The sequence below is a fragment of the Martelella endophytica genome (genome assembly GCF_000960975.1).
Lineage (GTDB): Bacteria > Pseudomonadota > Alphaproteobacteria > Rhizobiales > Rhizobiaceae > Martelella > Martelella endophytica.
Genome location: NZ_CP010803.1, coordinates 4,321,517 through 4,348,078, shown reverse-complemented (window position 1 = coordinate 4,348,078; position 26,562 = coordinate 4,321,517). Strand labels below are relative to the sequence as shown.

Annotated in this window: 22 protein-coding genes; 12 read left to right on the top strand and 10 right to left on the bottom strand. The window is 63.1% G+C overall.

What is annotated here, in order from left to right; all coding sequences use genetic code 11:
- The first annotated feature begins 8 nt into the window (after positions 1-8).
- The 4 genes from TM49_RS20195 to TM49_RS20180 all read left to right on the top strand — a co-directional run bounded on the left by TM49_RS20195 (position 9) and on the right by TM49_RS20180 (position 6,203).
- Positions 9-1,544 (top strand): tripartite tricarboxylate transporter permease, encoded by a 1,536-nt coding sequence (locus TM49_RS20195; protein ID WP_045683863.1) that lies wholly within the window; start codon positions 9-11, stop codon positions 1,542-1,544.
- Between the two features lie 79 nt (positions 1,545-1,623).
- Complete coding sequence (locus TM49_RS20190) at positions 1,624-3,240, top strand: fucose isomerase (RefSeq protein ID WP_045683861.1); 1,617 nt, start codon at positions 1,624-1,626, stop codon at positions 3,238-3,240.
- A gap of 60 nt (positions 3,241-3,300) precedes the next feature.
- The gene (locus TM49_RS20185; RefSeq protein ID WP_045683859.1) at positions 3,301-4,932 is read left to right on the top strand and encodes an FGGY-family carbohydrate kinase; all 1,632 of its coding nucleotides are present in this window, start codon (positions 3,301-3,303) and stop codon (positions 4,930-4,932) included.
- A 215-nt stretch (positions 4,933-5,147) separates the two neighbouring features.
- The gene (locus tag TM49_RS20180; RefSeq protein ID WP_052699965.1) at positions 5,148-6,203 is read left to right on the top strand and encodes a substrate-binding domain-containing protein; all 1,056 of its coding nucleotides are present in this window, start codon (positions 5,148-5,150) and stop codon (positions 6,201-6,203) included.
- Positions 6,204-6,242: 39 nt separating this feature from the next.
- On the opposite strand, the gene pncA is transcribed toward TM49_RS20180, so the two are convergent.
- From pncA to TM49_RS20165, 3 genes are all read right to left on the bottom strand, one after another.
- Positions 6,243-6,875 carry a bifunctional nicotinamidase/pyrazinamidase gene (gene pncA, locus TM49_RS20175; RefSeq protein ID WP_045683857.1) on the bottom strand — a complete coding sequence of 211 codons (633 nt, stop codon included), beginning with the start codon at positions 6,873-6,875 and terminating at the stop codon, positions 6,243-6,245.
- A gap of 70 nt (positions 6,876-6,945) precedes the next feature.
- Complete coding sequence (locus tag TM49_RS22795; RefSeq protein ID WP_052699964.1) at positions 6,946-9,228, bottom strand: sensor domain-containing protein; 2,283 nt, start codon at positions 9,226-9,228, stop codon at positions 6,946-6,948.
- 280 nt (positions 9,229-9,508) lie between these two features.
- Positions 9,509-11,944 carry an ATP-dependent helicase gene (locus TM49_RS20165; RefSeq protein ID WP_045683855.1) on the bottom strand — a complete coding sequence of 812 codons (2,436 nt, stop codon included), beginning with the start codon at positions 11,942-11,944 and terminating at the stop codon, positions 9,509-9,511.
- Positions 11,945-12,210: 266 nt separating this feature from the next.
- On the opposite strand from TM49_RS20165, the gene TM49_RS20160 reads away from it, so the two are divergent.
- The 4 genes from TM49_RS20160 to TM49_RS20145 all read left to right on the top strand — a co-directional run bounded on the left by TM49_RS20160 (position 12,211) and on the right by TM49_RS20145 (position 18,034).
- Positions 12,211-13,362, top strand: coding sequence for an efflux RND transporter periplasmic adaptor subunit (locus TM49_RS20160; protein WP_045683854.1), 1,152 nt, complete (start codon positions 12,211-12,213; stop codon positions 13,360-13,362).
- A complete protein-coding gene (locus TM49_RS20155; protein ID WP_082074825.1) occupies positions 13,359-16,532 on the top strand; it encodes an efflux RND transporter permease subunit in 3,174 nt (1,057 codons plus the stop codon). Before TM49_RS20160 ends, TM49_RS20155 begins: the two co-directional genes overlap by 4 nt.
- Positions 16,533-16,682: 150 nt before the next feature.
- Positions 16,683-17,261: a YiaD family glycine zipper/OmpA-like lipoprotein gene (locus tag TM49_RS20150; protein WP_052699963.1), complete on the top strand. Its 579-nt coding sequence runs from the start codon at positions 16,683-16,685 to the stop codon at positions 17,259-17,261.
- Between the two features lie 122 nt (positions 17,262-17,383).
- Positions 17,384-18,034, top strand: coding sequence for a YiaD family glycine zipper/OmpA-like lipoprotein (locus TM49_RS20145; protein ID WP_045683852.1), 651 nt, complete (start codon positions 17,384-17,386; stop codon positions 18,032-18,034).
- An 85-nt stretch (positions 18,035-18,119) separates the two neighbouring features.
- Here the strand turns inward: TM49_RS20145 and TM49_RS20140 are convergent, their stop codons facing one another.
- Complete coding sequence (locus TM49_RS20140; RefSeq protein WP_045683850.1) at positions 18,120-18,353, bottom strand: hypothetical protein; 234 nt, start codon at positions 18,351-18,353, stop codon at positions 18,120-18,122.
- A 201-nt stretch (positions 18,354-18,554) separates the two neighbouring features.
- Positions 18,555-20,018: a D-alanyl-D-alanine carboxypeptidase gene (locus tag TM49_RS20135; RefSeq protein ID WP_052699962.1), complete on the bottom strand. Its 1,464-nt coding sequence runs from the start codon at positions 20,016-20,018 to the stop codon at positions 18,555-18,557.
- 285 nt (positions 20,019-20,303) lie between these two features.
- Between TM49_RS20135 and TM49_RS20130 the strand changes: the two genes are divergently transcribed.
- A complete protein-coding gene (locus TM49_RS20130) occupies positions 20,304-21,029 on the top strand; it encodes a rhomboid family intramembrane serine protease (protein WP_045683849.1) in 726 nt (241 codons plus the stop codon).
- A 104-nt stretch (positions 21,030-21,133) separates the two neighbouring features.
- Positions 21,134-21,568: a CBS domain-containing protein gene (locus tag TM49_RS20125; protein ID WP_045683848.1), complete on the top strand. Its 435-nt coding sequence runs from the start codon at positions 21,134-21,136 to the stop codon at positions 21,566-21,568.
- Between the two features lie 7 nt (positions 21,569-21,575).
- Here TM49_RS20125 and hisI read toward each other — a convergent pair whose 3' ends face one another.
- Positions 21,576-22,025, bottom strand: coding sequence for a phosphoribosyl-AMP cyclohydrolase (gene hisI, locus TM49_RS20120; protein ID WP_045683846.1), 450 nt, complete (start codon positions 22,023-22,025; stop codon positions 21,576-21,578).
- A 133-nt stretch (positions 22,026-22,158) separates the two neighbouring features.
- Here hisI and TM49_RS20115 point away from each other — a divergent pair, with 133 nt between their 5' ends.
- Positions 22,159-22,617: an iron-sulfur cluster assembly scaffold protein gene (locus TM49_RS20115; protein WP_045685563.1), complete on the top strand. Its 459-nt coding sequence runs from the start codon at positions 22,159-22,161 to the stop codon at positions 22,615-22,617.
- The gene (gene yidD, locus TM49_RS20110; RefSeq protein ID WP_045683845.1) at positions 22,610-22,957 is read left to right on the top strand and encodes a membrane protein insertion efficiency factor YidD; all 348 of its coding nucleotides are present in this window, start codon (positions 22,610-22,612) and stop codon (positions 22,955-22,957) included. Before TM49_RS20115 ends, yidD begins: the two co-directional genes overlap by 8 nt.
- Here the strand turns inward: yidD and TM49_RS20105 are convergent.
- The 4 genes from TM49_RS20105 to moaA all read right to left on the bottom strand — a co-directional run bounded on the left by TM49_RS20105 (position 22,942) and on the right by moaA (position 26,480).
- Positions 22,942-23,763 (bottom strand): class I SAM-dependent DNA methyltransferase, encoded by an 822-nt coding sequence (locus TM49_RS20105; protein WP_045683843.1) that lies wholly within the window; start codon positions 23,761-23,763, stop codon positions 22,942-22,944. The two genes, yidD and TM49_RS20105, sit on opposite strands and share 16 nt — an antisense overlap.
- A gap of 78 nt (positions 23,764-23,841) precedes the next feature.
- Complete coding sequence (gene mobA, locus TM49_RS20100; protein ID WP_045683841.1) at positions 23,842-24,462, bottom strand: molybdenum cofactor guanylyltransferase MobA; 621 nt, start codon at positions 24,460-24,462, stop codon at positions 23,842-23,844.
- Entirely contained in the window at positions 24,459-25,412 is a 954-nt protein-coding gene (locus TM49_RS20095) for a DMT family transporter (RefSeq protein WP_045685561.1), read from the bottom strand. Before TM49_RS20095 ends, mobA begins: the two co-directional genes overlap by 4 nt.
- Before the next feature lie 75 nt (positions 25,413-25,487).
- A complete protein-coding gene (moaA, locus tag TM49_RS20090; RefSeq protein WP_045685559.1) occupies positions 25,488-26,480 on the bottom strand; it encodes a GTP 3',8-cyclase MoaA in 993 nt (330 codons plus the stop codon).
- Positions 26,481-26,562 lie beyond the last annotated feature (82 nt).

The window sequence follows — 26,562 nt, the reverse complement described above, 5'->3', positions numbered from 1 at the left end:
GTTCGAACATGCATGATATTCTTCAGGCCGCGGCCATCGTCTTCAGTTGGCAGGCACTCCTGGTCACCTTCCTTGGCGCGCTCGCCGGCATCATCATCGGCTCGCTGCCGGGCCTGACGGTGAACATGGGCATTGCGCTGCTGATGCCGCTGACCTTCACCTTCGACGGCATGGAAGGCATACTGATGCTGCTCGGCGTTTATTGCGGCGCCATCTACGGCGGCTCGATCAGCGCCATTCTCATCAACACGCCCGGCACGCCGGCATCGGCCGCCACCGTTCTCGACGGCTACCCGATGACGCTCAAGGGCGAGGCAGGGCGCGCGCTCGGCCTTTCAACCGCGAGCTCGATGTTCGGCGGACTGTTCAGCGCGCTGGCGCTGGTCATCATCGCGCCGCAGCTTGCCAAGGTCGCGACCGGGCTTTCCGCGCCGGATTATTTCGCCCTCGGCGTCTTCGGCATCTCGATCATCACCTCGGTCTCGTCGCATTCGGTCATCAAGGGCCTGATGGGCGGCGCCGTGGGTCTGTTCATCGCCACGATCGGTCTCGATCCGATGACCGCCGGCATGCGCTTCACCTTCGGTTCCTATTACCTCATGGGCGGCCTCTCCTTCGTCCCGATCCTGGTCGGCCTCTTCGCCTTCTCCCAGGCGATGCTGGGTGTCGAGGAGAACATTCGCGAGAACCGCGAGGGCATCGTCCGCAAGGTTAACGCCAAGATCACCCGTGTTCTGCCGACATGGCCGGACTTCCGCCGGGTGCTGCCGACCTATGTGCGCTCTTCGGCGATCGGAACGGCTATCGGCTCGATCCCGGGCACCGGCGGCGATATCGCGTCCTTCATCTCCTACACCGAGGCCAAGCGCTGGTCGAAGCATCCGGAAGAATTCGGCAATGGCTCGATCGAGGGCGTCTCTGCCCCGGAAGCCGGCGCCAATGCGGTGGCTGGCGGTGCCATGGTGCCGCTGCTGACGCTCGGCATTCCCGGTGACGGCGCGACCGCGATCATGATGGGCGCCTTCATGGTGCAGGGTCTGCAGCTCGGCCCGCTGCTCTTCACCGAGCACGCCGTCGACGTCAACACCATCTTCATCGGCCTGTTCGTCGCCAACCTGATGATGGGCATTCTGGGCTTCTCCAGCCTGCGCCTCTTCAGCCGCGTCATGTCCGTGCCGCGCAAGATCCTGGTTCCGATCATCTTCGTGCTCTGCACGGTCGGTGCCTATTCGGTCAACAACACGATGACGGATGTCTTCGTGATGATGACTGCCGGCGTTCTCGCCTATGTGGCGCTGAAGCTCGACTTCTCGATGTCGCCGGTCATCATCGGCATCATTCTGGGGCCGATGATCGAGGGCAATCTCAGGCGTTCGCTGATCATGTCGGACGGTGATCCGTCGATCTTCGTCACCAGCCCGGTCAGCGCCATCTTCCTTACGATTGCGATTCTGACGCTGCTGCTGCCGATCGTCGGGCCGAAGATCAAGGCGTTCCGCAAGATGCGCGCTGCGTCCGGCGGCAAGGCCGAGAACGAGACGTAATACGCGGCCCCGGTCCGCCGGGGCTGCACACTTCATATTCGGGGAGGAGGCCAGTTGGGCTTCCAAGGAGCAAAACAAAATGACGACAAATATTCTGATGGTTGCAAGCGGCGACCTGCGCGAGAGCGCCAACGTCAAGTGCTGGCCGGCACAGAAGGAGCTTGAGGACAAGCTCACCGAAGCGGTCGCCAAGTTCGGCGGCAAGGTCGAGCGCGCCCATAAGGTCAAGGCCGATCTCGGCCACGGCTTCATCGCCAGCCAGAAGGAAGGCCTCGAGGTCTTCGCCAATATCGACCGCAAGGCGCCGATCATCGTCGCCGAGGCCGTGTGGCAGTACTCGCAGCACCTGCTGGCGGGCCTCATCGCCCATGAAGGTCCGATCCTCACTGTCGGCAACTGGTCGCCGACCTGGCCCGGTCTCGTCGGCCTTCTGAACCTCAATGGTTCGCTGACCAAGGCCGGTGTCGAATATTCCTCGCTCTGGACCATCGACTTCCAGGACGAATGGTTCCTGACCCGTCTCGAACAGTGGGTGAAGACCGGCAAGGTCAATCAGGATACCTCGCACGTTAAGCCCTATACGCCTTCCAGCAATGAGAAGGTGCTGTCGACGGCCAGGACGATCGCCGACGATCTGCGCAACCGCCGCTCCATCATGGGCATTTTCGACGAGGGCTGCATGGGCATGTACAATGCCATCATCCCCGACGAACTGCTGTTCCCGCTCGGTGTCTTCAAGGAGCGCCTGTCTCAGTCGGCACTCTACTACGCCACAACGCAGGTGCCGGACGCCGAAGCAGAAGCTGCCTTCGACTGGCTCGTCGAAAAGGGCCTGAAGTTCCACTTCGGCACCAACGGCGCCGAGGATCTGGTCAAGGAACAGGTTGTCATCCAGTGCAAGATGTACATCGCCGCCGTCCGCCTTGCGGAACAGTTCGGCTGCGAGACGATCGGCATCCAGTACCAGCAGGGCCTGAAGGATCTGCTGCCGGCGTCCGACCTGGTGGAAGGCCTGCTGAACAACGCCGAGCGCCCGCCGGTCAAGGGTATCGACGGCAAGATCATTCGCGACGGCAAGCCGGTCACCCACTTCAACGAGGTGGATGAATGCGCCGGTCTCGACGCGCTGCTGATCAATCGTGTCCACTCCGCCATCGGTCAGCCGCTCGAAACCACGCTGCACGATCTGCGCTGGGGCGACAATGACCCCACCGGGACGACCGACGAGTATGTCTGGACCTTCGAAATCTCGGGCGCGGCGCCTGCCGCCCATCACGGCGGTTACGACAAGTCGTCCTCGATGCGCCAGCCGGCGATGTTCTTCCCGGCCGGTGGTGGTACGCTGCGCGGCGTTGCCAAGCCCGGCGAGATCGTCTGGTCGCGCATCTTCCTGATGGACGGTGCCCTGCACATGGATATCGGTCGCGGCAAGGCCGTCGAACTTCCGGAAGAAGAGACCGAACGTCGCTGGAAGCTGACCGACTACGCCTGGCCGATGATGCACGGCGTGCTCTACGGCGTTTCCCGCGATCAGATGATGGCCCGCCACAAGGCAAACCACATTCAGGTCGTCTACGCCAACAGCGCCGACGATGCCGATTTCGCCATGGCGGCCAAGGCGGCCCTTGCCCATGAACTCGGCATCAAGGTGTCGTTCTGCGGCACGGACGCCAAGGGCGGCGCGCTGAAGAGCTGATAAACCGCGCCCCTTCCCGGCGAGACCGGGCAGGGGCCTCTTTTCTCGGGGCGGAAGATCATGAGCACACATTTCATCGGCATCGACGTCGGGACCGGCAGCGCCCGGGCCGGCGTGTTTGACGAAAACGGCCGCCTACTGGGCGTTGCCAAGAAGGACCTGACGATCTGGCGGGAGCCGGGCGGCATCGTCGAGCAGTCCTCCAACGATATCTGGCAGGCGATCTGCTATTGCACCAAGACGGCGATCGCGCAGGCGGGCATCGACCCCGCTACCGTCAAGGGGCTCGGCTTCGATGCCACCTGCTCGCTGGTGGTGCTGGATGGCGAAGGCGCACCACTGGCCGTCGGTCCCTCCGAGGATGCGGCACGCAACATCATTGTCTGGATGGACCATCGCGCTATCGGCCAGGCCAACCGCATCAATGCCGGTGGCTATGACGTGCTGAACTATGTCGGCGGTCGCATCTCTCCGGAGATGGAAACGCCGAAGCTTCTCTGGTTGAAGGAAAACCGGCCGGAAACCTTTGCCAAGGCGCAGCATTTCTTCGACCTGTCGGACTTTCTTTCGTGGCGGGCTACGGGCTCGACGGCACGCTCGGTCTGCACCGTCACCTGCAAATGGACTTATCTGGCGCATGAAAAGCGCTGGGACGGCGACTACTTCCGCGCCATCGGTCTGGAAGAGCTCGCTGAAGATGATTTCGCCCGCATCGGCTCGACGGTCGCCGATATCGGTACGCCGCTCGGCGACGGACTGACGGCGGAAGCCGCGGCCGAACTCGGCCTCGTTGCCGGAACCCCGGTCGGCGCCTCGCTGATCGACGCCCATTGCGGCGGCGTTGGCACCTTTGCCTGCAAGGGCCCGGACGGCGAGGAACTGCCGCCGGCCACCCAGATGGCGCTGATCATGGGCACGTCCGCCTGCGCCATGACGCTCGCCGACGAAGCCAATTTCGTCGATGGCGTCTGGGGCCCGTATTTCGGGGCCATGGTGCCCGGCTACTGGCTGCTTGAGGGCGGACAGTCCGCTTACGGCGCAGCACTCGACTATCTGCTGACGCTGCATCCGGCCTATATGGCGGTCAAGGCGAAGGCGGAGGCCGCCGGCAAGGCGCTGCCGTTCTATCTCGAAGCCGAAGCGATCGCCAAGGCGGGCTCGGCCGAAGACGCGGCAAAACTTGCTGCGGGTGTCCACGTCGTGCCGGAATTCCTCGGCAATCGTGCGCCTTATGCCGATCCGGAAGCGACCGCCGTGATCTCGGGCCTGACGCTCGACACGTCGGAAGAAAGCCTGGTGAAGCTCTATGTCGCCGGTCTTTGCGGCCTCTGCTACGGCACGCGCCAGATCATCGAGGCCGAAAAGGCGAAGGGCCTGCCGCTCGAAACCCTGGTCGTCAGTGGTGGTGCGGCCCAGAGCGCGCTCTTGAGGCGCATCCTTGCCGACGCCACCGGGCTGAAGGTCGCGCTTCCCGATACGGCGGAGCCGGTGCTTCTCGGCGGTGCCATCCTTGGTGCCGTTGCCTCCGGCCACGCCTCCGACCTGAAGGCGGGCGCGGAGAAGATGTCCTCGATCCGCGAGATCATCGCGCCGGCCGGCAGTGCTGCCGCAGCGCTGCACGCCAAAAAGTTCGAGGCTTTTGCCATGCTGCAGGACGCCGATCGCAAGATCCGCGCCCTGATGCAGGACTAAGGGTTCCCATCCTCCCAAGGGAACCGCTGCGGTGGCGATGGGCGCGCGGGCATTTCTGCCTCGCCCCATCGCCGCTGCTGGCAGGGCGGCTTGGAGGGCCGCCGCATCTCGGGGGCGGAATCCTGTGATTCCGTTGAAATTTCGCTTTTGAGCCGCAGCAAATTCGTGGCTCATGGGCTGTCTCCGGTCCATCGGCCGGGGAGAAAGAGGAGAGCATGGCGAAGACCATCGCCGAAATTGCTGAGGAGACGGGCTATTCGCGCACGACCATCACGATGGTGCTGAGCGGACGGGCCAACGAATATCGCATCAGCGAACGGGCGCAGAACGCCATCAACGCCTATGTCGCCGAGCACGGCTACACCATCAACCAGACCGCCCGCAGCCTGAAGACGCGCCAGAGCCAGACCGTCGGTTTCGTCGCGCCCGACATCGCCAATGCCTTCTTCGCAAGGGTGATGGCCCATCTGGAAGAGTTCTGCCGCGCCGAGGGCCTCGTTCTGGTGACGACCTCGAGCGCCGAGGATCCGGAGGTCGAGGCGCGGGCACTGTCGAGCCTCGTCGCCCGTGGCGTCGACGGCCTGGTGCTCGCCCCTTGTACGCCGCGCCCGCGCGAGGCCGCCCGCAAGCGCGCCAAGGCAACCCCACTCGTTCTGATCGACCGCGCCTGGCCGGGTGACGCAGCGCCGGCCATTGCCAGCAATCACGAGGAGAATGCCCGGCTCCTGACCGAAGGCATTGTCGCCGCTGGCGTTGAGGATATCGCCTTTCTCTGCGGCCATCCCGACAATCCGAGCATCGGCGCCCGTGTGACCGGCTTCTATGGTGCGGGAAAGGCAAGCGGCATCGACGAGCGCAAGCTGCGGGTTCTGACCGCGCGCCACGACAGCGTCGCCGCCGGCGAAAGCATGATGGAAGGCCTGCTCGCCGCCGACAACCTGCCGCCGGCCATCCTCTGTTCATCGCTGCTGGTGCTTGAAGGCGCACTGCGCCGTCTCAAGCGCGAAAGGGGAAACGTGCCCGCCGATCTGATCGTCGGCACTTTCGACTATGACGGCTTTCTTGAGCTGTTGCCCAACCCCGTCATCGTCGTGCGTCAGGATGAAGAGGCGTTGGCACGCGCCGCCTTTGACGCTCTGCGGCGGCAGATGAAGGAAGGCAAAGCGGAGAAGCAGGCAGAAAAGGCCGATCCGCCCCCCCGAAAGGTGATCGCTGCCGACCTCATGCGCCTTGGCACCTGGAACCTCCCGCACCCCGACGAAGCCGTCTGATGCTGGTGAACGTGTTCGGTGGCCTGTTAGCGACAGGTGTTAGCGGTGGTCGTGAAGCGCCTCGTCGAGGCTGATGATTTCGACGCCGGCGTCGCGCATTTCGGCAAGCGCTTCCGTCACGCCCTCTTCGGTGATCCCGCGGCAACCATCGGTGACCAGCCGGACGGTTGCGTGCGGCAGCATGGCGCGGGCATCGAGCGCTGAAAAGCGGACGCAATAATCCGTCGCCAGCCCGACGATATCGAGCACCGTCACGTTCTTTTCCTTCAGCACTGCGTCAAGGCCGGTAACGGCATTCTTGTCGTTGTCGCGGAAGGCGGAATAGGAATCGACGGCTGGGTCTTCGCCCTTGCGCTGGACATAGTCGATGGCGCTGACGTTGAGGTCGGGATGAAAGGCGGCGTCTTCCGTGCCCTGCACGCAATGGTCCGGCCACATCATCTGTGGCTTGCCGGCGAGCTCTCCCACTTCGAACGGCGCCTTGCCCGGATGAGAGGAGGCGAAGGAACCATGCCCCGGGGGATGCCAGTCCTGCGAGGCGACGACGAAGCCATAGCCGCCGCGCTCGATCAGCGTGTTGGCGACCGGCACCACCGCATCACCCTCTGCGACGGCGAGATTGCCGCCCGGGCAGAAACCGTTCTGGATATCGACAAGCAGCAGCGCCTTCATCACACATCTCCATTCGCGTCACCGGCAAATTGCCACGGCGGACCGGCGCTTGTGAAGGGTGGAAATGGCGTCAGGACAGATAGAAGGCGACCGGGCGCGGCTCGTCGAAAAGATAGCCCTGCAGGCATTCGCAACCGCGCTCGCGCAGCCATGCCTCCTGCTCTGGCGTTTCCACGCCCTCGGCGACGATCGAAAGGCCGAGGTGATGGGCGGTGGCGATGATGAGCTCGACGAGCGAGCTGTCATTGCTCTCGTCTGGCAGGCCGGCAATGAAGGTCTGGTCGATCTTCAGCTCGTCGATCGGCAGCTGCTTGAGATAGACGAGCGCCGAATAGCCCGTCCCGAAGTCATCGATCGACAGCCGCACCCGGAGCGCACGGATTTTCCGGAGCTGCGACAATGCCAGCTCGAAATTCGCGATCATCAGGCTTTCGGTCATTTCCAGCGTCAGATGCGAGGGATCGAAGGGATAGCGTTGCAGCAGCTCCGCTAGTCCGTCGACGAACTCGACCTGTAGGAGCTGCTGCACCGAGACATTGACCGAGAGGTGAACATTTGGATGCTTGCACAGGAGCTGCGCCGCTTCCTCCAGCACCCAGGCGCCGATGGGGACGATCATGCCGGTGCTTTCGGCAACGTCGATGAACCCGCCGGGGCTGATCGTGCCGCGTTCGTGATGCTGCAGCCTGAGTAGCACCTCGAAATGGCGCTCCGAGGTATTCAGATAGACCTTGGGCTGGAGGTAGAGGCGGAAGCCGTCATTGGCAAGCGCCTGGCCGAGCGCGGTTTCGAGATCGAAGCGCTCGACGAGATCGTCATCCATGTTGTTGTCGAACCAGGAGAGCTGTCCACGGCCCCTGCGCTTGGCGGCATGCATGGCGAGGTCGGCTCGGCGCAGGACTTCCTCCGCGCCCATCGCATCGTCGCCGACCATGACGGCGCCGGCGCAGGTGCTCGGCGTGATGTGGCTGGTGTTGATCACCGCCAACTGCGAAAGCGCCTCAATCAGCGCTTCGAGTTTCGCCTGCGCCCTTTCGCGGGCGGTCTCCGGATCGGTGCCCAGGCCGGAGAGCAGTACCAGGAATTCATCGCTCGAAAGCCGTGCCGCAAAGCTGCCGGCCCCGATATTGTCTTTGAGCCGGGTACCGATGATGCGCAGAAGGCCGTCGCCGACATTGTGGCCGAAGATCGAGTTGACGGCAGCGAAATTGTCGACATCAAAGATGACCAGCGCCAGATACTGATTTTGCTGGCGATGCGAGGCGAGGAAGCCGATCAGCACGTCGTGTGCCTTGGCGCGGTTGGCGAGCTTGGTCAGCGGGTCGTAGAAGGCGAGCGATTCAATCCGGGCCTCGATCTGCCGCCGTTCGGAAATGTCGCGCCAGACATTGACCGTGCCGAGGCGCTCGCCGCCAGCGTCGATCACCGGCGCCTTGATCATTTCCAGCGCATATTTCCGGCCGGTGGGACTGGCGACTTCGCCCTGACTGACGAATTCTTCCTCGTTGTCGATCTCGGAAAACACCTGCTGCTTCAAGAGGGCGTCATTACTGTTTCCGAATATCTCGACGTCGGTTTTGCCGATGATCATTTCGGCGGGCTTGCCGACAAACTCCGCGGCCGCCTGGTTGCAGGCGGCAAGCCGGCCGTCGGACCGCTTGAAGTAGATCTGGTCCGGTATGGCGTCGATGACGACGCGCAGCAGCAGGTGCTGGCGCGCGAGTTCCCGCACGAGATGCCGCCGGCGCAGAACGAAGATCACCAGCAGCACGACAATCGCCGCGAGGACGGCGATCGCGACGCTCAGGGTGAGTGTCAGCAGGCTGTAGCTCTGGTCGAGCTCGGCCGACTTGGCGCGCACCGCATCCTCGAGGTTTTTGGAATAGGTCGCCGCCGGCTTGCCCGCTTCCGGCTGGGACCCATCTTCGGTGACTAGCGAAAGAAGGGCGCGCCGATTGTCGAAGTCGGTGGCCCAGGACAACAGCCTGACGGCATGAACGGAACCGTCGGCGAAACGGTGGGGCACGACGAAATCATGTTTCTGATCTGAAATGACCTGCTCGATATAGTCGTTGATCCGCTCGCGCGACATCTGGTTGAGATCGAAGATATAGAGCTGACTGAAGGCCTTGGCGTCCCAGCCATAGAGCGCCTGGGCCGCAGGATTGGTCGCGAGGATGCGTCCGTTGCCGGGGTCGACCACGAGCATCGCGACCGGGCTTTTTTCGAACAGGGCGGGCAGGGGAAAGGCTTTCCTGTCGGTCTGCGAAGAGGCCGGGTCGGTAAACAGAACAATGAAAAGGCAGAATGCAAAAGCCAGTTTCGCACAGTTCCCCAGTGTCTGCCCCGGCATTCGCATTTCGTGATGTGCCCCGTTCAAGAAGTATGATCTTTGCTAGATCTAGGTGTAATTTATTGTTGCGCACCGTGAACGCGAGCTGAACGTCGATGAGATATCGAAGACAGCGCGATCATCACCAAACGGATAGCATGGGAAAATTTTCAAGAAGTTACTAACATTGTCATCGTTCCATTAAGTAGGAACAATACGGTGGCGATCTGAATGAGACTTTGCGCGAACGAAGGTTTTCCGCTGCCGTTGCCTGTTCATTTGAACGCGTCAAACAGCGCGCTCACACAGGCTGTACGAAGCCGTCGAGGACTCTTTTCCGCCCGGCCTTGTCGAAGTCGATAGTAAGCTTGTTGCCCTCTATCTCCACGATATTGCCGTTGCCGAACTTCATGTGGAAGACGCGGTCGCCGATGGAAAAGCGGGATGGCGTTTCCTCGGTGCTGCGCGCCACAAGCTCGCCCTCGATCGTGCGTCCGCGCGGTCCGCTCTCGCCATAGCCGATGCGCTCGACCGCGTGGCCGGAGCGGCTGCCCCAGTTGTCGCGGGTGGCGTCGTTGCTGTTCTGCTGGGCCCGTTTCCAGCCCGGCGTGGCATAGGTGTTGGAAAACGGCTCGGCGCGATCGAAGCGCGACTGGCCGTAGCCTCCATAGGAGACCTCCGTCTCGCCCACTTCGACATGCGCCTCCGGCAATTCATCCAGGAAGCGCGACGGCATGGTCGATTGCCAGAGCCCGTGAATGCGGCGGTTGGAGACGAACCAGATGTGGCAGTTCCGCTTGGCGCGGGTGATGCCGACATAGGCGAGGCGGCGTTCCTCCTCCAGCCCGGCGCGGCCGGATTCATCAAGTGCCCGCTGATGCGGGAAGAGGCCTTCCTCCCAGCCCGGCAGGAACACGGTCTTGAACTCCAGTCCCTTGGCCGAATGCAGCGTCATGATCGAGACGGCATCCATGTCCTCGTTCTGGTCGGCATCCATGACCAGCGAGACGTGTTCGAGGAAGCCGCGCATGCTTTCGAACCCCTCCATGGAGCGGATCAGCTCCTTGAGGTTTTCGAGCCGGCCGGGGGCCTCGGCAGAACGGTCGTTCTGCCACATCTCGGTATAGCCGCTCTCGTCGAGGATCTGCTCGGCAAGTTCGGTGTGCGGCGTGGTCTCCAGCAGTTCCTGCCAGCGGGTGAACTGGGTCACGACGTCGAACAGCGCCTTGCGCGGTTTCGGCTTCAACTCGTCGGTGTCGATCATCTCGCGGGCGGCGGCGAGCATCGGAATGTTGCGGGAGCGCGCATAGTCGTGGATCTTGCGCACGCTTTGATCACCGAGCCCGCGTTTCGGGGTGTTGATGATGCGCTCCAGCGCCAGGTCGTCGGCCGGCTGGCAGGTGAGCCGGAAGAAGGTCATGGCGTCGCGGATCTCCAGGCGCTCATAAAAGCGCGGGCCGCCGATGACGCGGTAATTGAGGCCGAGGGTGACGAACCGGTCCTCGAATTCGCGCATCTGGAAAGAGGCACGCACGAGGATCGCCATGTCGTTCAGCGCTTCGCCCTTCTTCTGATACTGCTCGATCTCCTCGCCGATCGCACGGGCTTCCTCTTCGGAATCCCAGGAGGCGTGGACCTGAACCTTGTCGTCTTCGGGGTCGGAGCGGTCGGTAAACAGTGTCTTGCCGAGGCGGCCGTCATTATGGGCGATCAGGTTGCCGGCAGCACCCAAAATATGGGCTGTCGAGCGGTAGTTGCGCTCAAGCCGGATCACCTTGGCGCCGGCAAAATCCTTCTCGAAGCGCAGGATGTTGTCGACCTCGGCGCCACGCCAGCCATAGATAGACTGGTCGTCGTCGCCGACGCAGCAAAGATTGACGGTCTCGCCGGCGGGACGCTGGGCGAGAAGCCTCAGCCACATGTACTGCGCGGTGTTGGTGTCCTGATACTCGTCCACCAGAATGTAGCGGAAGCGGCGATGGTATTCCTTGAGCACGTCCGGATTTTCGCGAAACAGCCGGATCGGATGCAGCAGCAGGTCGCCGAAATCGCAGGCGTTGAGCGTCTTCAGCCGGTCCTGATAGGCCTGATAGAGCTGCCGACCGCGGCCATTGGCGAAAGCGCGGGCGTCGCCTTCCGGGATCAGCTCGGGCGTCAGCCCCTTGTTCTTCCAGCCGTCGATCATCGAGGCAAACTGCCGCGCCGGCCAACGCTTGTCATCAAGCTCTTCGGCCTGGATGAGCTGCTTGATGAGGCGGATCACGTCGTCGGTGTCGAGGATGGTAAAATCCGACCTCAGGCCGGCAAGCTCGGCATGGCGGCGCAGAAGCTTCACGCCGATGGAGTGGAAGGTGCCGAGCCACGGCATGCCCTCGACGGCGCCGCCGACAAGCACGCCGATGCGCTCCTTCATCTCACGCGCTGCCTTGTTGGTGAAGGTGACGGCGAGGATCTGGCTCGGATAGGCGCGACCGGAGGCGAGGATATGGGCAATGCGGGTGGTCAGCACCCGCGTCTTGCCGGTTCCGGCTCCTGCCAGCACCAGCAGCGGGCCTTCGGTCGTCTCCACGGCGTCGCGCTGTTCGGGGTTCAGCCCGATCAGATAGTCCGGCGCTTCCGGCGCCCGCCGGGCCGCCATGGCACGCGCAGCAATGGAGCCGGCGGCCGAGGCTGCCGGCTGGCGCGGCGTCGGTTCGTCGTCGTCGAAAAACGGAATGTCGTCGTGGCCCTGATTCATGGATGCCAATTTAGTGGCTCACCTGCAAAAGGCAAAGAGATGATACCGGCAAACATGAATAAAATAGGAACATTTGCATATCGGACCCGACCCCGCGCGGCATTGCGGGACCGGAGTAGCCACTGAACTCCAGGTTACATTACAATTTGGAGAGGTTGGGATTAGACGCTTGCAGATCGCAAACCGATCAGGATACTCGAAGCCTGCAACGTTTCCGTATGCGCTTTCTTTTCAAGTCATTGCGTCAGGTCTAGCCGGGGTTATCAATGCGTCTATACAAACAGGCTGCCGTCAGTCTTGGTGTTCTGGCCGTGGGGGCCGGAGCCTGGCTTCTGCTGGCGCCTGACGGCCGCGCATTGTTGGCGAGCGCCGGGCTCGTTGAAAATACGGCGAGTGAAGCGCCGCGCACTCCGGGCGGTGGCGGCCGTGGCGGTTTTGGTGGCGCGGGCATCGCGGTCGTTACCGCGCCGGTGACCACCGGAACGCTCAATGACGAGCTAAGCGCGATCGGCGACGGCGAGGCCGAGCAGACCGTGACGCTGAAGCCCGAAGAGGCCGGCACCATCACGGAAATCCTGATCGGCTCCGGCGAGGAGGTGGAGAAGGGCGAGGTTCTGGTGCGGCTCGATAACCGCGAGCAAACGCTTGCCCGCGACCAGGCGAAGGTCGCGCTCGAAAGTGCGGCTCGTCAGGCTCAGGTCAACCGCAAGATCAAGTCGTCGATCTCCGAAACCGAAGTCTATAACGCCGAGATTGCCGAGAAATCCGCCGAACTCGACCTGCAGAATGCAGAGCTTGCCCTGTCGCGGCGCGAGATCGTTGCTCCGATCTCAGGTGTTGCCGGCATCGTCGACGCCAATGTCGGCGACTATGTCACCACGACCTCCGAGATCGTGACGATCGATGACCGGTCTTCCATCCTCGTCGATTTCGCCGTGCCGGAACGGTTTGCCGCCTCCGTAAAGGCCGGGCAGGCTGTCGAGGCAAGCCTCGTTTCTGCGCCGCAGATGCGTTTTGACGGCGAGGTTTCGGCGGTCGACAACCGCATCGATGCGGCAAGCCGTACCTTCATGGTGCGCGCCAGCATCGCAAACGACGATGACGCGCTTCGCGCCGGCATGTCCTTCGAGGTCAACATGCATTTTCCCGGCGACCAGTATCCCGGCGTTGATCCGCTGGCTGTCCAGTGGGACAGCACCGGCTCCTTTGTGTGGCAGCTCGTCGACGGCAAGGCGACCAAGCAGCGCGTGCGCATCATCCAGCGCAACCCGGACGTGGTTCTGGTCGATGCCGAGCTTAAGCCCGGCGACATGGTGATCACCGAGGGCATCCAGCGGCTGAGCGAAGGCGTTGCCGTAACGCCTGCCAATTCGGCAGCGACTGAGGAAATGGCCGGAGCCGGGGGGACCCGCTCATGAGCCGCGACGACGAGCCTTCCGTCTCCGGTGACAGCGAGAACCCCGGCGTAGCGCCCGGTGAGGAAACCTCCGCGGACTATGCCACCGAACACGGCTTCACCGCGCTCTTCGTGCGCCGGCCGATCCTGGCGTTGGTTTTCAATGCGCTGATCGTCGTGGCCGGCCTGGCCGCCTATTTCGGCGTCGAGGTTCGCGAGCTCCCCGATGTCGACCAGCCGGTCATCACGGTGCGCACCAGCTTCTCGGGCGCCTCGCCGGAGACGGTCGACCGGGAGATCACCTCGGTGATCGAAGGTGCCGTTGCCCGCGTCTCGGGCCTGCAGTCAATGTCGTCGCGATCGCAGACCGGCTCAAGCCGGGTGACGCTGGAGTTCAGCAAGGACACCGACGTCAACGTCGCATCGATGGATGTCCGCGATGCGGTCGGCCGCGTTGAGGGCCAGTTGCCCGACGATGCCGATGAGCCGCGCATCGTCAAGGCGGATTCGGATTCGCAGCCCGTCCTCCGTCTTGCCGTCACCTCCACAACGATGAATATCGACGACCTGACAAAGCTCGTTTCCGACGAGGTCGAGGACCGCCTTGCCGCCGTGCCGGGCGTGGCCGACATCGAGGTCTACGGTGACCGTGACAAGATCTTCCGCATCGACATCAATCAGGCCGCCCTTGCCAGTCGCGGCCTGACGGTTGCGGACCTCGCTTCCGCGCTCTCGGACGTCTCTTGGGACGTTCCGGCCGGCTCTCTCACCTCGACCACACAGGACCTCTCCGTGCGCGCGACCGCCGACGTCACCACGCCGGAAGCGTTCAAGGACCTGATCATCGCCGACAATGTCCGGCTCGGCGATGTCGCGACCGTCATCTTCGGCCCTGACACCGCGGCCACGGCGCTGCGCTACAATGGCCAGCCGGGCATCGGCCTCGGTATCATCCGGCAGGCGCGATCGAACACGCTGGAGATTTCCCAGGGCGTGCACCGGGTCGTCAGCGAGCTGTCCGAGACGCTGCCGGAAGGCACCGAGATCCAGATTTCGAGCGATGACGCTGTCTTCATCGCCGGTTCCATCGATGAGGTGGTCCGCTCGCTGATCCTGGCTTCGCTCATCGTCGTCGCGATCATCTATCTGTTCCTGCGCGACTGGCGGGCAACGATCATCCCGGCGATCACGCTGCCGGTGGCGCTGATCGGTACGCTTGCAGCCATCTATGTTGCCGGCTTCTCGGTCAATATCCTGACCTTGCTCGCCATCGTGCTGGCGACCGGCATGGTGGTCGACGATGCAATCGTCGTGTTGGAGAACATCGTGCGCTTGCGGGCCAAGGGCATGGGCCCGCGCGCCGCCGCCGTGCTCGGCACGCGCGAGGTGTTCTTTGCCGTCATAACCACGACTGCGACGCTTGCGGCCGTGTTCGTGCCGCTCTCCTTCCTGCCGGGGCAGGCGGGCGGGCTGTTCCGCGAATTCGGTTTCGTGCTGGCCTTTGCCGTTTTGCTCTCCTCCTTCGTCGCGCTGACGCTCTGCCCCATGCTCGCCTCGCGCATCCTGGTCGAGCACAAGCATGTGAAGCCGGGGCACATAGCCCGGCTCGGAATGGCTTTTACCGGCCTTTACGCGCGCACACTGCGCTGGTCGCTTGGCGCACCCATGGTGGTTCTGGCCTTCGGTGCGCTTTTGATGTTCGGCGCCTACATCGCCTATACCAACATCACAAATGAGCTTCTGCCGAAGGAGGACCGCTCGTCGCTGATGATGCGGATCTCGACGGCGCAGGGCGTCAGCCTCGACTACACCCGCGACCGTATCCAGCAGGTCGAGGAGAAGCTGCAGCCGCTCGTCGACAGTGGCGAAATTGAGAGCATCTTCTCGATTTCCGGCTTTGGCAGCTCCACCAATAGCGGCTTCATGGTGATGACACTGGCGCCATGGGACGAGCGGACCCGCAGCCAGGACGAGATCGCCCGCGACGTCAATGCGGCTGCCGCGCAGGTGCCGGCCGTGCGAGCGTTTGCCTTCCAGCCGAATTCGCTCAACATCCGCGGCGGCGGCAGTGGCCTCAGTTTCGCGCTGGTCGGTGCTACGCATGAGAGGCTCGCCGCGGCAGCCGCCACGTTGGTAACGGAGATGGAAGGCGATCCGACCTTCTCCAATCCCCGCCTCGGCAATGACGCGACCCAGGCGCAGATATCCCTGACGCTCGACCGCCAGCGGGCCTCCGATCTCGGCATCGACATCTCCGCCCTGTCGCAGGCGCTGCGAGCGCTTCTCGACGGTAATTCCATCGCCGATGTCTATGTCGACGGCGATGCCTACGACGTTCAACTGGAGGCCGATACCCGCAAGCTCGATGATCCGACCGATCTTCAGAATATCTTCCTGAGGACATCGGATGGCCGTATCGTGCCGCTTTCCACCATCGCGACGTTGACCGAGAAGGCGATCGCCCCGACACTCGAGCGTGAGCAGCAGCTTCCGGCGGTGTCGATCTCGGCGAGTCTTGGCGATGGCGTCGCGCTCGGCCAGGCCTATAACCGGATGGTCGAGCTCGCCGAACCGCTGCTGCCCGCCGGCGCCCATATCGAGGCGCAGGCGGAGGCGGCTGCCCTCAGCGAAAATGCCTCGGGCATGAGCATGGTGTTCGGCTTTGCCATCGTCATCGTGATGCTTGTGCTCGCCGCCCAGTTCGAAAGCTTCTGGAGCGCGCTGATCATCATGGCGACCGTGCCGTTCGGTATCGGCTGCGCCGTCATCGCCATGCTGATTACCGGAACCAGCCTCAACATCTATTCCCAGATCGGTCTTGTCCTCCTGATCGGCGTAATGGCGAAGAACGGCATCCTGATCGTCGAATTCGCGAACCAGCTTCGCGACAGAGGCGAGAGCGTGCGCGAGGCGATCGAGAACGCGACGATGCTGCGCCTGAGGCCGGTGATGATGACGATGATCTCGACCGTGCTCGGCGGCATCCCGCTGGTGCTGGCCTCGGGTGCCGGCGCGGAAGCACGTGTTGCGCTTGGCTGGGTGATTGTCGGCGGACTGGGGCTCGCCACCATCGTGACACTCTATGTCACGCCGGTCGCCTATCTGATCCTCGGACGGTTCTCCAAGCCGAAGGCGGACGAGGAGCAGCGTCTCAATGTCGAGATGCACCAGGCCTCCATGCTGGAGCAGTAGGCCGCACTGCCGGCCGCGTCTGCTGGAGAGCGTAGTCGTGATGGGGGCGTCTTATGCCTTTGACTTGCTTCTGCGGCGGACACCTGCTGTTATGTCGGCCTCAAACGATGAGTCCGGCTCGGCCGGCTTTTGATCCTTGAAGGGGGAAACATGTTCTACAAACTCGTACCTGCGGCTTTCGCCGCCGCCCTGCTTGCGGGCTGCTCCAGCACGTCGATGAACGAGCCTGCGCCGAAAACCGTCACGGTTACCCAGATCTCGGTCGACGATCCGGCCTATATGGACAACCAGGAGAGCGAGTTCCGCCAGCAGCTCGAAGGCACCGGCGTCACCATCGTTCACACCGACAAGTATATTGCTCTGGTGTTCCCGTCCTCGATCACCTTCGCAACCGACAAGTCCGATATCGTACCGGCCTTCGGCCCCGCGCTCGATGTCATCGCCGGTCTTCTGCAGAAGTACCAGGCCACCAATCTCGACATAAACGGCTATACCGACTCGACCGGAACAGATGCCTACAATCTGAAGCTCTCGCAGATGCGGGCGAATTCGGTTGCGGGCGCGCTGATCCAGCGCGGCGTCAGCCCGATGCGCATCAAGCCCGTTGGTTACGGCAAGGCTAATCCGGTGGCCAGCAACGATACCGCCGAGGGCCGTGCCAAGAACCGCCGCGTCGAAATCCGCATCGCGCCGCCGGCTGATCCGATGGCGCCGGGCATGAGCGGCTGATCAATCCGGTCCGGGCATTGCCCCGGACCATCCCCGCTCTATTTTGGCAGTGGGAGCCATATGTTTGCCGCAATGGCACGGCTTGAACTGAATAACTGTTTTTTTCGCACCCGAGGGACAAAATGCTGAAAAACCTGACGATTGCCGCCGTGGGCCTGGCCTTTCTGGCGGGCTGCACCACCACTGATCCTTATTCCGGCCAGCCGGTCGCCAACAATACCGGCACGGGCGTGCTGGCTGGTGGCGCACTGGGTGCGCTGACCGGTCTGGCCATCGGCGGTGACGCCAAGGGAGCGGCCATTGGCGGCGCCATCGGCGCGATCGCCGGCGGCGGCATCGGCGCATACATGGACCAGCAGGAAGCCGAATTCCGTCGCGCGCTTGCCGGTACCGGCGTTTCCGTCGTCCGCAACGGCGACATGCTGACGCTCGTCATGCCGGGCAACGTCACCTTCCCGACGGACCAGTACTCGATCCTGCCGAACTTCTATTCGACGCTGAACGCCGTCGCGACCGTTCTGGCCAAGTACAACCGCACCGCGGTCAACGTGAACGGCTATACCGACTCGACCGGTTCTGCCGAATACAACCAGACCCTGTCACAGCAGCGCGCCAACAGCGTCGCCAACTACCTGATCCAGAGCGGCGTCAGCGGCAGCCGCATCTCCGCCGTCGGCTTCGGTCCGAGCAACCCGGTCGCTTCCAACGCGACGCCGGAAGGCAGGGCCCAGAACCGTCGTGTCGAGGTACAGATCTCTGCGGTCAAGATGTAAGGCCGATCGACCAACTCAAAAAAAGAAGGCGCCCATCGGGCGCCTTTTTCAGTTTGGGACTTTCGCAGTCTTCTGCGGGAGGAGCTCAGCGAAGCTTCAGATTGACGGGCCGGTGGCGGCCGCCGCTCTTCGGAATGTAAAGGTGAATGGTGACGTACGGCTTTGCGCCGCGCGCGGCACGCTCGCCCTGGCTGGTCAGCATGTTCACCAGCTCGCGTGCCTTGTAGCGGCTCTGCGAGCGGGCGTATTCGGCCAGCTTGTGGGCCGCTTCCTGAAACGGGCTGAAACCGCGACGCTGGGCAAGTGTATTGGTTGTCATAGATCCGGATCGCTGCTTCCTGTTCACGTCAATCCCCATAGCTACGCAAGACAGTTGCTGGATTGAGCTTTCGCTTTTCTTGCTTTCGAAAGCCTTGACGCCGAATCTAAATGGTAAACGTTTCCAAACTCTTTACGGAAAACGCCGGCCCGCATGCGGACCGGCGTTTTCTGTTTTGAAGCTCTGGAATGGAGCGGGCTTTTACTGCAGGCTGGCCCAGCAGCTCACGCCGCTGCTCTTCAGTGCCCGGCAGGCCCGGACGGCTTCTTCCTGGTCGGAAAAGCCGCCGAAGCGGGCGCGGTATATCTGCTGGCCACCGCTGTTGTAGGCAAGCGCGAAGGGCTCGGAGCTGTCGAGCGCACCGCCGGCCTGGCCGCGCGTGCGATCGAGGATCGCCTTGGCGCCTTCGGGCGTTGCTGCCGTGCCGACCTGGACGACCCAGCCGCTCTTCGGGCGAACCGAGTTGGTCTTGATCGAGCGGTCGGGCGCGGTCGCGGCCGCGGCAGGGGTGATGATGGCGCTGCCCACGCTATCTGCGACTTCGTCGGCCGTGTCGAGGATATCCTCAACGCTCAGGCCGTCGTCGGGCTGCTCGACACGCTCTGTCGGAACCGGAACATTGGCGATGAGATCGGCCTGCGGGCCCGAGAGAGCGGCAGTGGCGGCCGGTACGGCATCGTCATTGGCCGCATAGGCAAGCGCGACGCCCGCATTGTCGTTGACCGGACGCGGATAGGGGATCGGACCGGTCTTCGGGAATTGCATGGCAAGCCGGGTGCTGCTGGCGCCACGGGCGATGACGAAACCGCCGCCGCGACCATTCGAAGCCTTCGACATGTATTTCTCGATCAGGCCGGTCACCCACTTGTCGCGGCTTGCGGCCGTGGAGCCGCCCATAACGACGGCAACGATCGACCGGTTGCCGACGACAGCGGAGGTGGCGATGTTGAAGCCGGAAGCATTGGTATAGCCGGTCTTGATGCCATCGACGCCCTTCACCTTGCCGAGCAGGTGATTATGATTGCCGATCGAATATTTGCCGTACTGGAAGCTGCGGGTGCTGAAATAGCTGTAGTACTGCGGGAAGTGCTGTCTAAGGGCAATGCCGAGGCGGGCCTGGTCGCGCGCCGTGGTCTTCTGCGCGCTGTTCGGTAGGCCGTGGGCGTTGCGATAGGTGGTGTGGGTCATGCCGAGCGAATGCGCCTTGTTGGTCATCATCCGGGCAAAATTGTCTTCCGATCCGCCGAGATATTCGCCGAGCGCCGTCGCGACGTCGTTGGCGGAGCGCGTCACCAGCGCGTAGATCGCGGTCTCGGCGGTGATGCTGCCGCCGGCCGGAATGCCGAGCTTGGTCGGCGGTTCGGCTGCGGCATTCTTGGAGAACGGAATCTTCGTGTTCAGCGAAACGCGACCTTCGTCCATCGCTTCGAACAGAAGATAGAGCGTCATCATCTTGGTCAGCGATGCGGGATAGCGCGGGGCATCGGGATTGTCGCTGTAGAGCACCTTGCCGGTGTTGGTGTCGATGACGATGGCCGCGTCATTGGTATCGGCACGCGCCTCTACGGCGGCAAGGCCGGTGAGGAAAACCAGGATGGCGGCCAGAACCGTCACGGCGTCTGACAGTCGGCTCAGTTGAAAGCGGCGGGAGGCCTGTCTCTGCATTCGATAAACTCTTGCGAAATCTGGCGGTTGTTGTTCCTGGCAAAGCCGTGAACGGATGTTACCGGTCCGGCGCCAGCGAGGCTAGACTGCCGGTTAGTCTCATCACTTTGCGGTTAACATTCATTTAAGCTTTTCAAGCTGTCCGCGGCTTTTAGCGATCAATTCCCCGAAGACGGAAGCACGGTGTGCGTCGCCCCCCTACATGACCAATGTGTAACCCTTACCGCACGCGCTTTTCAAGGGCGTTCGTATCGGATAAGCAGGTCGCGAACAGGAGGCAACCTTATGCGCACACCGCAAGCCGGTAACCCGACCCGCCCACCGCGCAATCCGCCGGTCAATCTGCCGGGGGCGGTGCTGTCGGCGCTCGGCATCCTGTTCGCGATCTTCCTGGTGCAGGAATATTTTCTCAGCTATGCGACGAACTTGATCGTCTGGCGCGATTTCGGCTTCATGCCTGCGCGTTACGTTCATCCGCTCGGCGAGCAGGACCTGGCCTGGCTCTGGTCGCCGGTCACCTATTCGCTTCTGCATGGCGGCTGGGCTCACATCATTTTCAATTCGCTCTGGCTGGCGATCTTTGGCGCGCCGGTCGCGCGGCGGATCGGAGCCGTGCGCTTTCTCGCCCTCTGGGTGACGAGCGCTGCAGCCTCCGCCTTCTTCTTCGCCGCCGTCGACTGGGGCGCCGTCGCAGTGCTGATTGGGGCTTCCGGCGTCGTTTCCGCCTATATGGGAGCGGCCTGCCGGTTTGCCTTTGCCGGCCGCGGCGGGCTCTCGCCCTATGCCCATCTCAACCGGCGCCTGACCATCCCGGAGGTCTTTGCCGATCGCACCGCCCGCGCCTTCGTCATCATCTGGCTTCTCGGCAATCTGCTGGTGGCCGTCGGTGTCAGCCTTGCCGGTGTTAGTGCCGGTGAGATTGCCTGGCAGGCCCATATTGGCGGTTTCCTTTTCGGCTTTCTCGCCTTTCCGCTGTTCGACGTGAAGCTGCCGCACACGCTCGGCTATTGACACCCCCGGACCGTCGCAAGCTTGCAATCGCGGGACACCTCATGCACCATTCCGGCAGGCGCCTGCGGAGGAGGCGGGCGCGAGCCGTGAACGAGGAGGTTTCCATGGCGATTACGGTCAGAATGATACTTGATCAGAAGGGGCGTGCGGTCGTGACCGCGCCGGCGGGAACACCGATTGCCGAAATGGCGTCGATCCTGCACCAGAACCGGATCGGCGCTGTGGTGATCGTCAGCGCCGACAACAAGATCGCCGGCATCTTCACCGAACGCGACCTGGTCGGCGCCATCGCCAAGCATGGGGCCGCGACACTCACCACGCCAGTCTCCCAGGAGATGACCGAGAAGGTCTATCGCTGCGAGGAGGGAACCACGGTCAACGAACTGATGCAGGTGATGACCGAGCGGCATTTTCGCCATGTGCCGGTCGAGACCGAGGGTCGGCTTTCGGGCATCATCTCGATCGGTGACGCGGTGAAGTCCCGCATCCGCGAGGTCGAGCAGGAAGCGGAGCACATCAAGTCCTATATCGCGGGCTGAGCCCGGATCAGGACTTGCCGTAGACCGCCTGCGGATCGAAGGCGCGGTTGTCGTCGATGCTGTCGAGCACGGCGGCGCCGTCCCTGACGCTGACCTTGCGGTAGAAGCAGGAGCGGCGGCCGGTGTGGCAGGCCGCGTCATGGCCTTCCATGGCCACCTTCAGGAGCACGGCATCCTGGTCGCAATCGGCCAGAACCTCGGTCACGCGCTGCAGGTTGCCGGAGGTCTCGCCCTTCTTCCAGATATTGCCGCGCGAACGGCTGAAGTAGTGGGCAAATCCGGTCTCGATCGTCAGCGCCAGCGCCTCGGCATTCATGTGCGCAAGCATCAGCACGGCATTATCGCGCGCGTCGACCACGACGGCGGTGACGAGGCCGTGCGCGTCGAAACGCGGGGTGAAGGTTTTCGCTTCATCAAGCAGGGCCTTGTCCTGCGGCGGCTTTTCGAATTGGAGCATGGTTTTTCCTGTCTGCGGGCGATGTGATAGCCCGCCGCGTCCCTTCTTGCAATCGTCGCCTCTTGCCCCGGCCTTGCCGCACGCCCATGTTTTCCTGTAACCACACTTAGTGACGAACGCCGCTGGAAACGCCATGGACGACATCTACTCAGCCCGAATTCTGCAACATGCCGGCAACGTGACCCGGCTTGGCGCGCTAGAGGATGCCGACGGCATGGCGCCGGCCCATTCCAAGCTCTGCGGTTCGCGCCTCACCGTCTATCTCAAGCTGACCGATGGTCGCGTCAGCGATTTTTCCCACGAGCTCAAGGCCTGTGCCCTCGGCCAGGCATCCGCGGCGATCATGGCCGAAACGGTTATTGGCGCCACTCCGGGGGAGATCCGCGCCGCGCGCGAGGCGATGCGGGCAATGCTGAAGGCGGGGGGCGAAGGGCCGGAAGGCCGCTTCGAGGAGATGCGCTGTCTGCTGCCGGTCAGGGATTATCCCGCGCGCCACGGCTCGGTGATGCTGACCTTCGAGGCGACGGTGAAAGCGCTCGACATGGCCGAAGGCGAGGCGGTGCCTCAGCCGGCCGGAACGGCCAATGTGTGAGAGTGGCCACCCGGCCGCCTCGCGCAACTGGCAGGGGCCGTTTCGCAAGACGCCGGGTCGGCTCCTCGGCCTTGGCTTCATCCGCGCCTACCAGCTCACCTTTTCCAGCCTTATCGGCCAATCCTGCCGGCATTTGCCAACCTGTTCGGAATATGGATACGAGGCGATCGCCCGCCATGGCCTCTGGGCCGGCGGTTTCCTGACGCTGTTTCGCGTCGGCCGCTGCGGGCCGGGAGGGACATCGGGTTTCGATCCTGTCCCGGAGCTACTCGAACCGCGCTGGCGGTGGTATCTGCCGTGGCGTTATCTGGAGGCGGGCCGGCGTCACGACGGCGCGTAGCGTGCGATCACCAGATAACCGGGCGTCGGCTGGCCGTCTTCGAAACGGACATTGATGTCGGTGACTTCGAGGGTTTCGAAACCAGCCTCCGCAAGTGCGTTCGAAATGTAGGCGAGGCTGTGACCGAAACGGTGATGCGGGCCGACGGTGTAACCGCGCCCCTTCAGGGCATCATCGGGGAGTGTCTCTGCTGAGAAGGCGAATGTGCCGCCCTTTTGCATATTGGCCGCTGCGCCGGCAAAAATGGGCTCGAGCGCGCCGAGATAGGGCAATACGTCTGCGGCAACGACGAGGTCGAACGCCTCCTCCTCGTTTTCCTGCAGGAAGTCGACGACCTCGGCCACGAACAGGGTGTCGTAGACCTCCTTGTCATAGGCGATGCTGACCATGTTCTCCGAAAGGTCGAGTCCGGTGATGTCATCGGCCATGTCGCGCAGCGCCGTGCCGGCAAGGCCGGTGCCGCAGCCGAGATCGAGCATGCGCTTGAAACCGCCGAGTTCCAGCGACTGGAAACGCTGGCGTACGATCATCGGCACGCAATAGCCGAGCTGTTCGACAAGGATGTCCTCGAAATCGTCGGCATGCTGGTCGAACAGGGTCTCGACATAGGCATCGGGCGCCTTCAACGGGGCCTCGCCGTGGCCGATGGCGGCAAGGCGGACGGCCGCGCCGCCATGATCGTCCGGGTCGAGCGCCAGCACGGCGCGATAGGCTTCGGCGGCGGCTGCGAAATCCCCGGCCTTTTCCAGCGCCAGGGCCTGATTGTAGGCCTTCGCCAGTTTCTTTTCGTTGATCTTGCCTGCCATGGGTCTCGTCTCGGCCATTGAGGATTGAGCGCACGCTCTACGCTGCTGCTCGCCCCGGCGCAACCGCAAAAGGGTGTTTCAAGAAAGGTGCGGCGCGAGCTCGCGGGCGCGATCGAGATCTGCCGGCGTGTTGATGTTGAAGAACGGGTCGACTGCCCCGAGCGGTGTGCTGACCATCGGGAACTCGACCGTGATATGGGGATAGCGTTCGATGACATCCGTCATCCGGCGGCTGCCGCCCTCCCGAAGATGGTCCGCGAGTGACTCGGCAAGGTCGATCGGCCAGATGCCGAAGGCGGGATGTCTGTGACCTTCGCAGGCGGCAATTGCGATATTGCCGCCATCGATGAAGCCGGCGCTCAGCCGGTGCGAAATATCCCTCGGGAAGAAGGGACTGTCGACCGCGATGGACAGCATATGGGTGGCCGGTTCGCCGCGAAAGCGGCAGAGTGCTGCCGCAATGCCGGCAAGCGGTCCGTCGAAATCCGTGCCTTCATCGGTGACCAGGCCGATGCCATCCGGAGGGTTGATGTCTGCCGTGTGGCGGCTGATGACCATCGGGCCCACATGCGGCGAAAGCCGAGCGATGGCGTGGTCCAGAAGCGTCCGGCCGGCGATGCGCAGCCTTGCCTTGTCGGTGCCCATCCGCCGCGACTGTCCGCCTGCGAGAATGACAGCGGGAAGGCCGCAGTCGCTCATGGTCCTTTCCCGTCTTCATCCGGTGGCACCACGACGGTGCCGCGCGCCGCCGGCACCAGCGTTTCCGGCGCGAGGTTACCCTGCGCGACGCGCTTGCGTTCGCGATAGAAGGAATAGAGGCCGGCAACGACGACGATCGCGCCACCGACGAGGACATTCGGGCCGGGATAGGCTGAAAACAGCAGCATGCCGAGAAGCGTCGCCCAGATCAGGCCCGCATAGCGGAACGGCGCAATATAGGAGATATCGCCGAGCCGCACGGCGAATACCAGGAACTGGTAGCCCGACAGCAGAAACAGTGCCGCAAGCAGGAGCTTCGCGGTGATCGGCAGCGACATCATGCTCCAGTCCTGCTCGATCGATCCGAGAATGGCCCCGCCGATCGTGAGCGTCAGAGCGGTCCCGAGCGTGATGATGATGGCGGGGATGTCGGTACGGATCGTCTTGGTGAGGAGGTCGCGCCCGGATGCCGCCAGCATTGCCACCACAGCGAAGACCGCACCTTGCTCGAAACCGTCCGGGCCCGGCTTGATGATGATCATCACGCCGATGAAGCCGACGATGATCGCGCTCCAGCGGCGCCAGCCGACGGGCTCGCCCATGAACAGCGCCGCCCCGAGCGTGACGGCGAGCGGAAGACACTGGATGATCGCGGCCGCATTGGCGAGCGGCATCTGCTTCAGCGCCTCGAGGAAAGCGATCGCCGCCACCAGTTCGCAGCAGCTGCGCAGCCCGACCCTGATATCGAACATCGCCCCGAGCCGGGAAAGGACGCGGCTGCGCCAGGCGATGCCGACCGCAAAGATGGAGAGGATCAGTCCACGCACGAACATGATCTGGCCGATGCCGATTTCGGTTGTCAGAAGCTTGACGGTGGCATCATTGATCGAGAACGCGGCCATGGCCGCGATCATGAACAGCGCGCCGGTTACATTGGGCGATAGTCGCATCATTCGTCTCTGTTACAAGAAGTAAGTACATATAGACGAATGGGCAGACTTGGAAGTGATCTCGATCAGATGAGGCTACCCGCCGGTAACACTCATGTGCCGCGAGACCGCGATGCGGGAGTGGGTCTCATCGAGTTCGAAATTATGTTCCTTGGGTTTGCGCGCGATCGCGGCGTCGATAGCGGCCTTGAGAACGCCGTCGTCATCGGGGTTTTCGCGCAGCACCTTGCGGAAATCGGCATTGTCGTCCTGGCCGAGACACATGTAGAGCATGCCGGTGCAGGTGAGCCGCACCCGGTTGCAGCTTGCACAGAAATTGTGGGAGAGCGGGGTGATGAAGCCGATCCGGCCGCCGGTTTCGGTGACGCGCGCATAGCGGGCCGGGCCGCCGGTATCGAGCGGGATGTCTTCAAGCGTGAATTCGCGGCCGAGATCGCCGCGCAGCTTCGATAGCGGCAGGTAATGGGAGGAGCGATCCTGGTCGACTTCGCCGAGCGGCATGGCCTCGATCAGCGTCAGGTCCATACCCCGGCCATGGGCGAAACGAATCAGATCGGGGATTTCGTGGTCGTTGACGCCGGAAAGAGCGACCGCGTTGAGCTTTACCTTGAGCCCGGCCGCCTGTGCGGCGTCCAGCCCCTCCATCACCTTGCCGAAATCGCCCCAGCGGGTGATCGCGTGGAACTTGTCGGGATCGAGCGTGTCGAGCGAGACGTTGATCCGGCGCATTCCGGCGTCGTGGAGGGCGGTTGCGTAGCGGTGGAGCTGCGAACCGTTGGTGGTCATCGTCAGTTCGTCGAGCGCGCCGTCGGAAACGCGGCGGCCAAGCGCTTCGATGAGGTGCATGACATTCTTGCGCACCAGCGGCTCACCGCCGGTCAGCCGGAGCTTGCGCACGCCCTTGTCGATGAAGGCATTGCAGAGACGTTCGAGTTCTTCCAGGGAGAGCAGGTCTCGCTTGGGCAGAAAGGTCATGTTTTCCGCCATGCAGTAGGTGCAGCGGAAATCACAGCGATCGGTCACCGAGACGCGCAGATAGCTGATTGTCCTGCCGAAGGGATCGATCATCGGCTGGTCTGCGGTTTCCACTTTTCTTTCGGCGAGTTGAATGTTCAAGCCACATCTCCTGACTGACCCTGAACATGTGTCG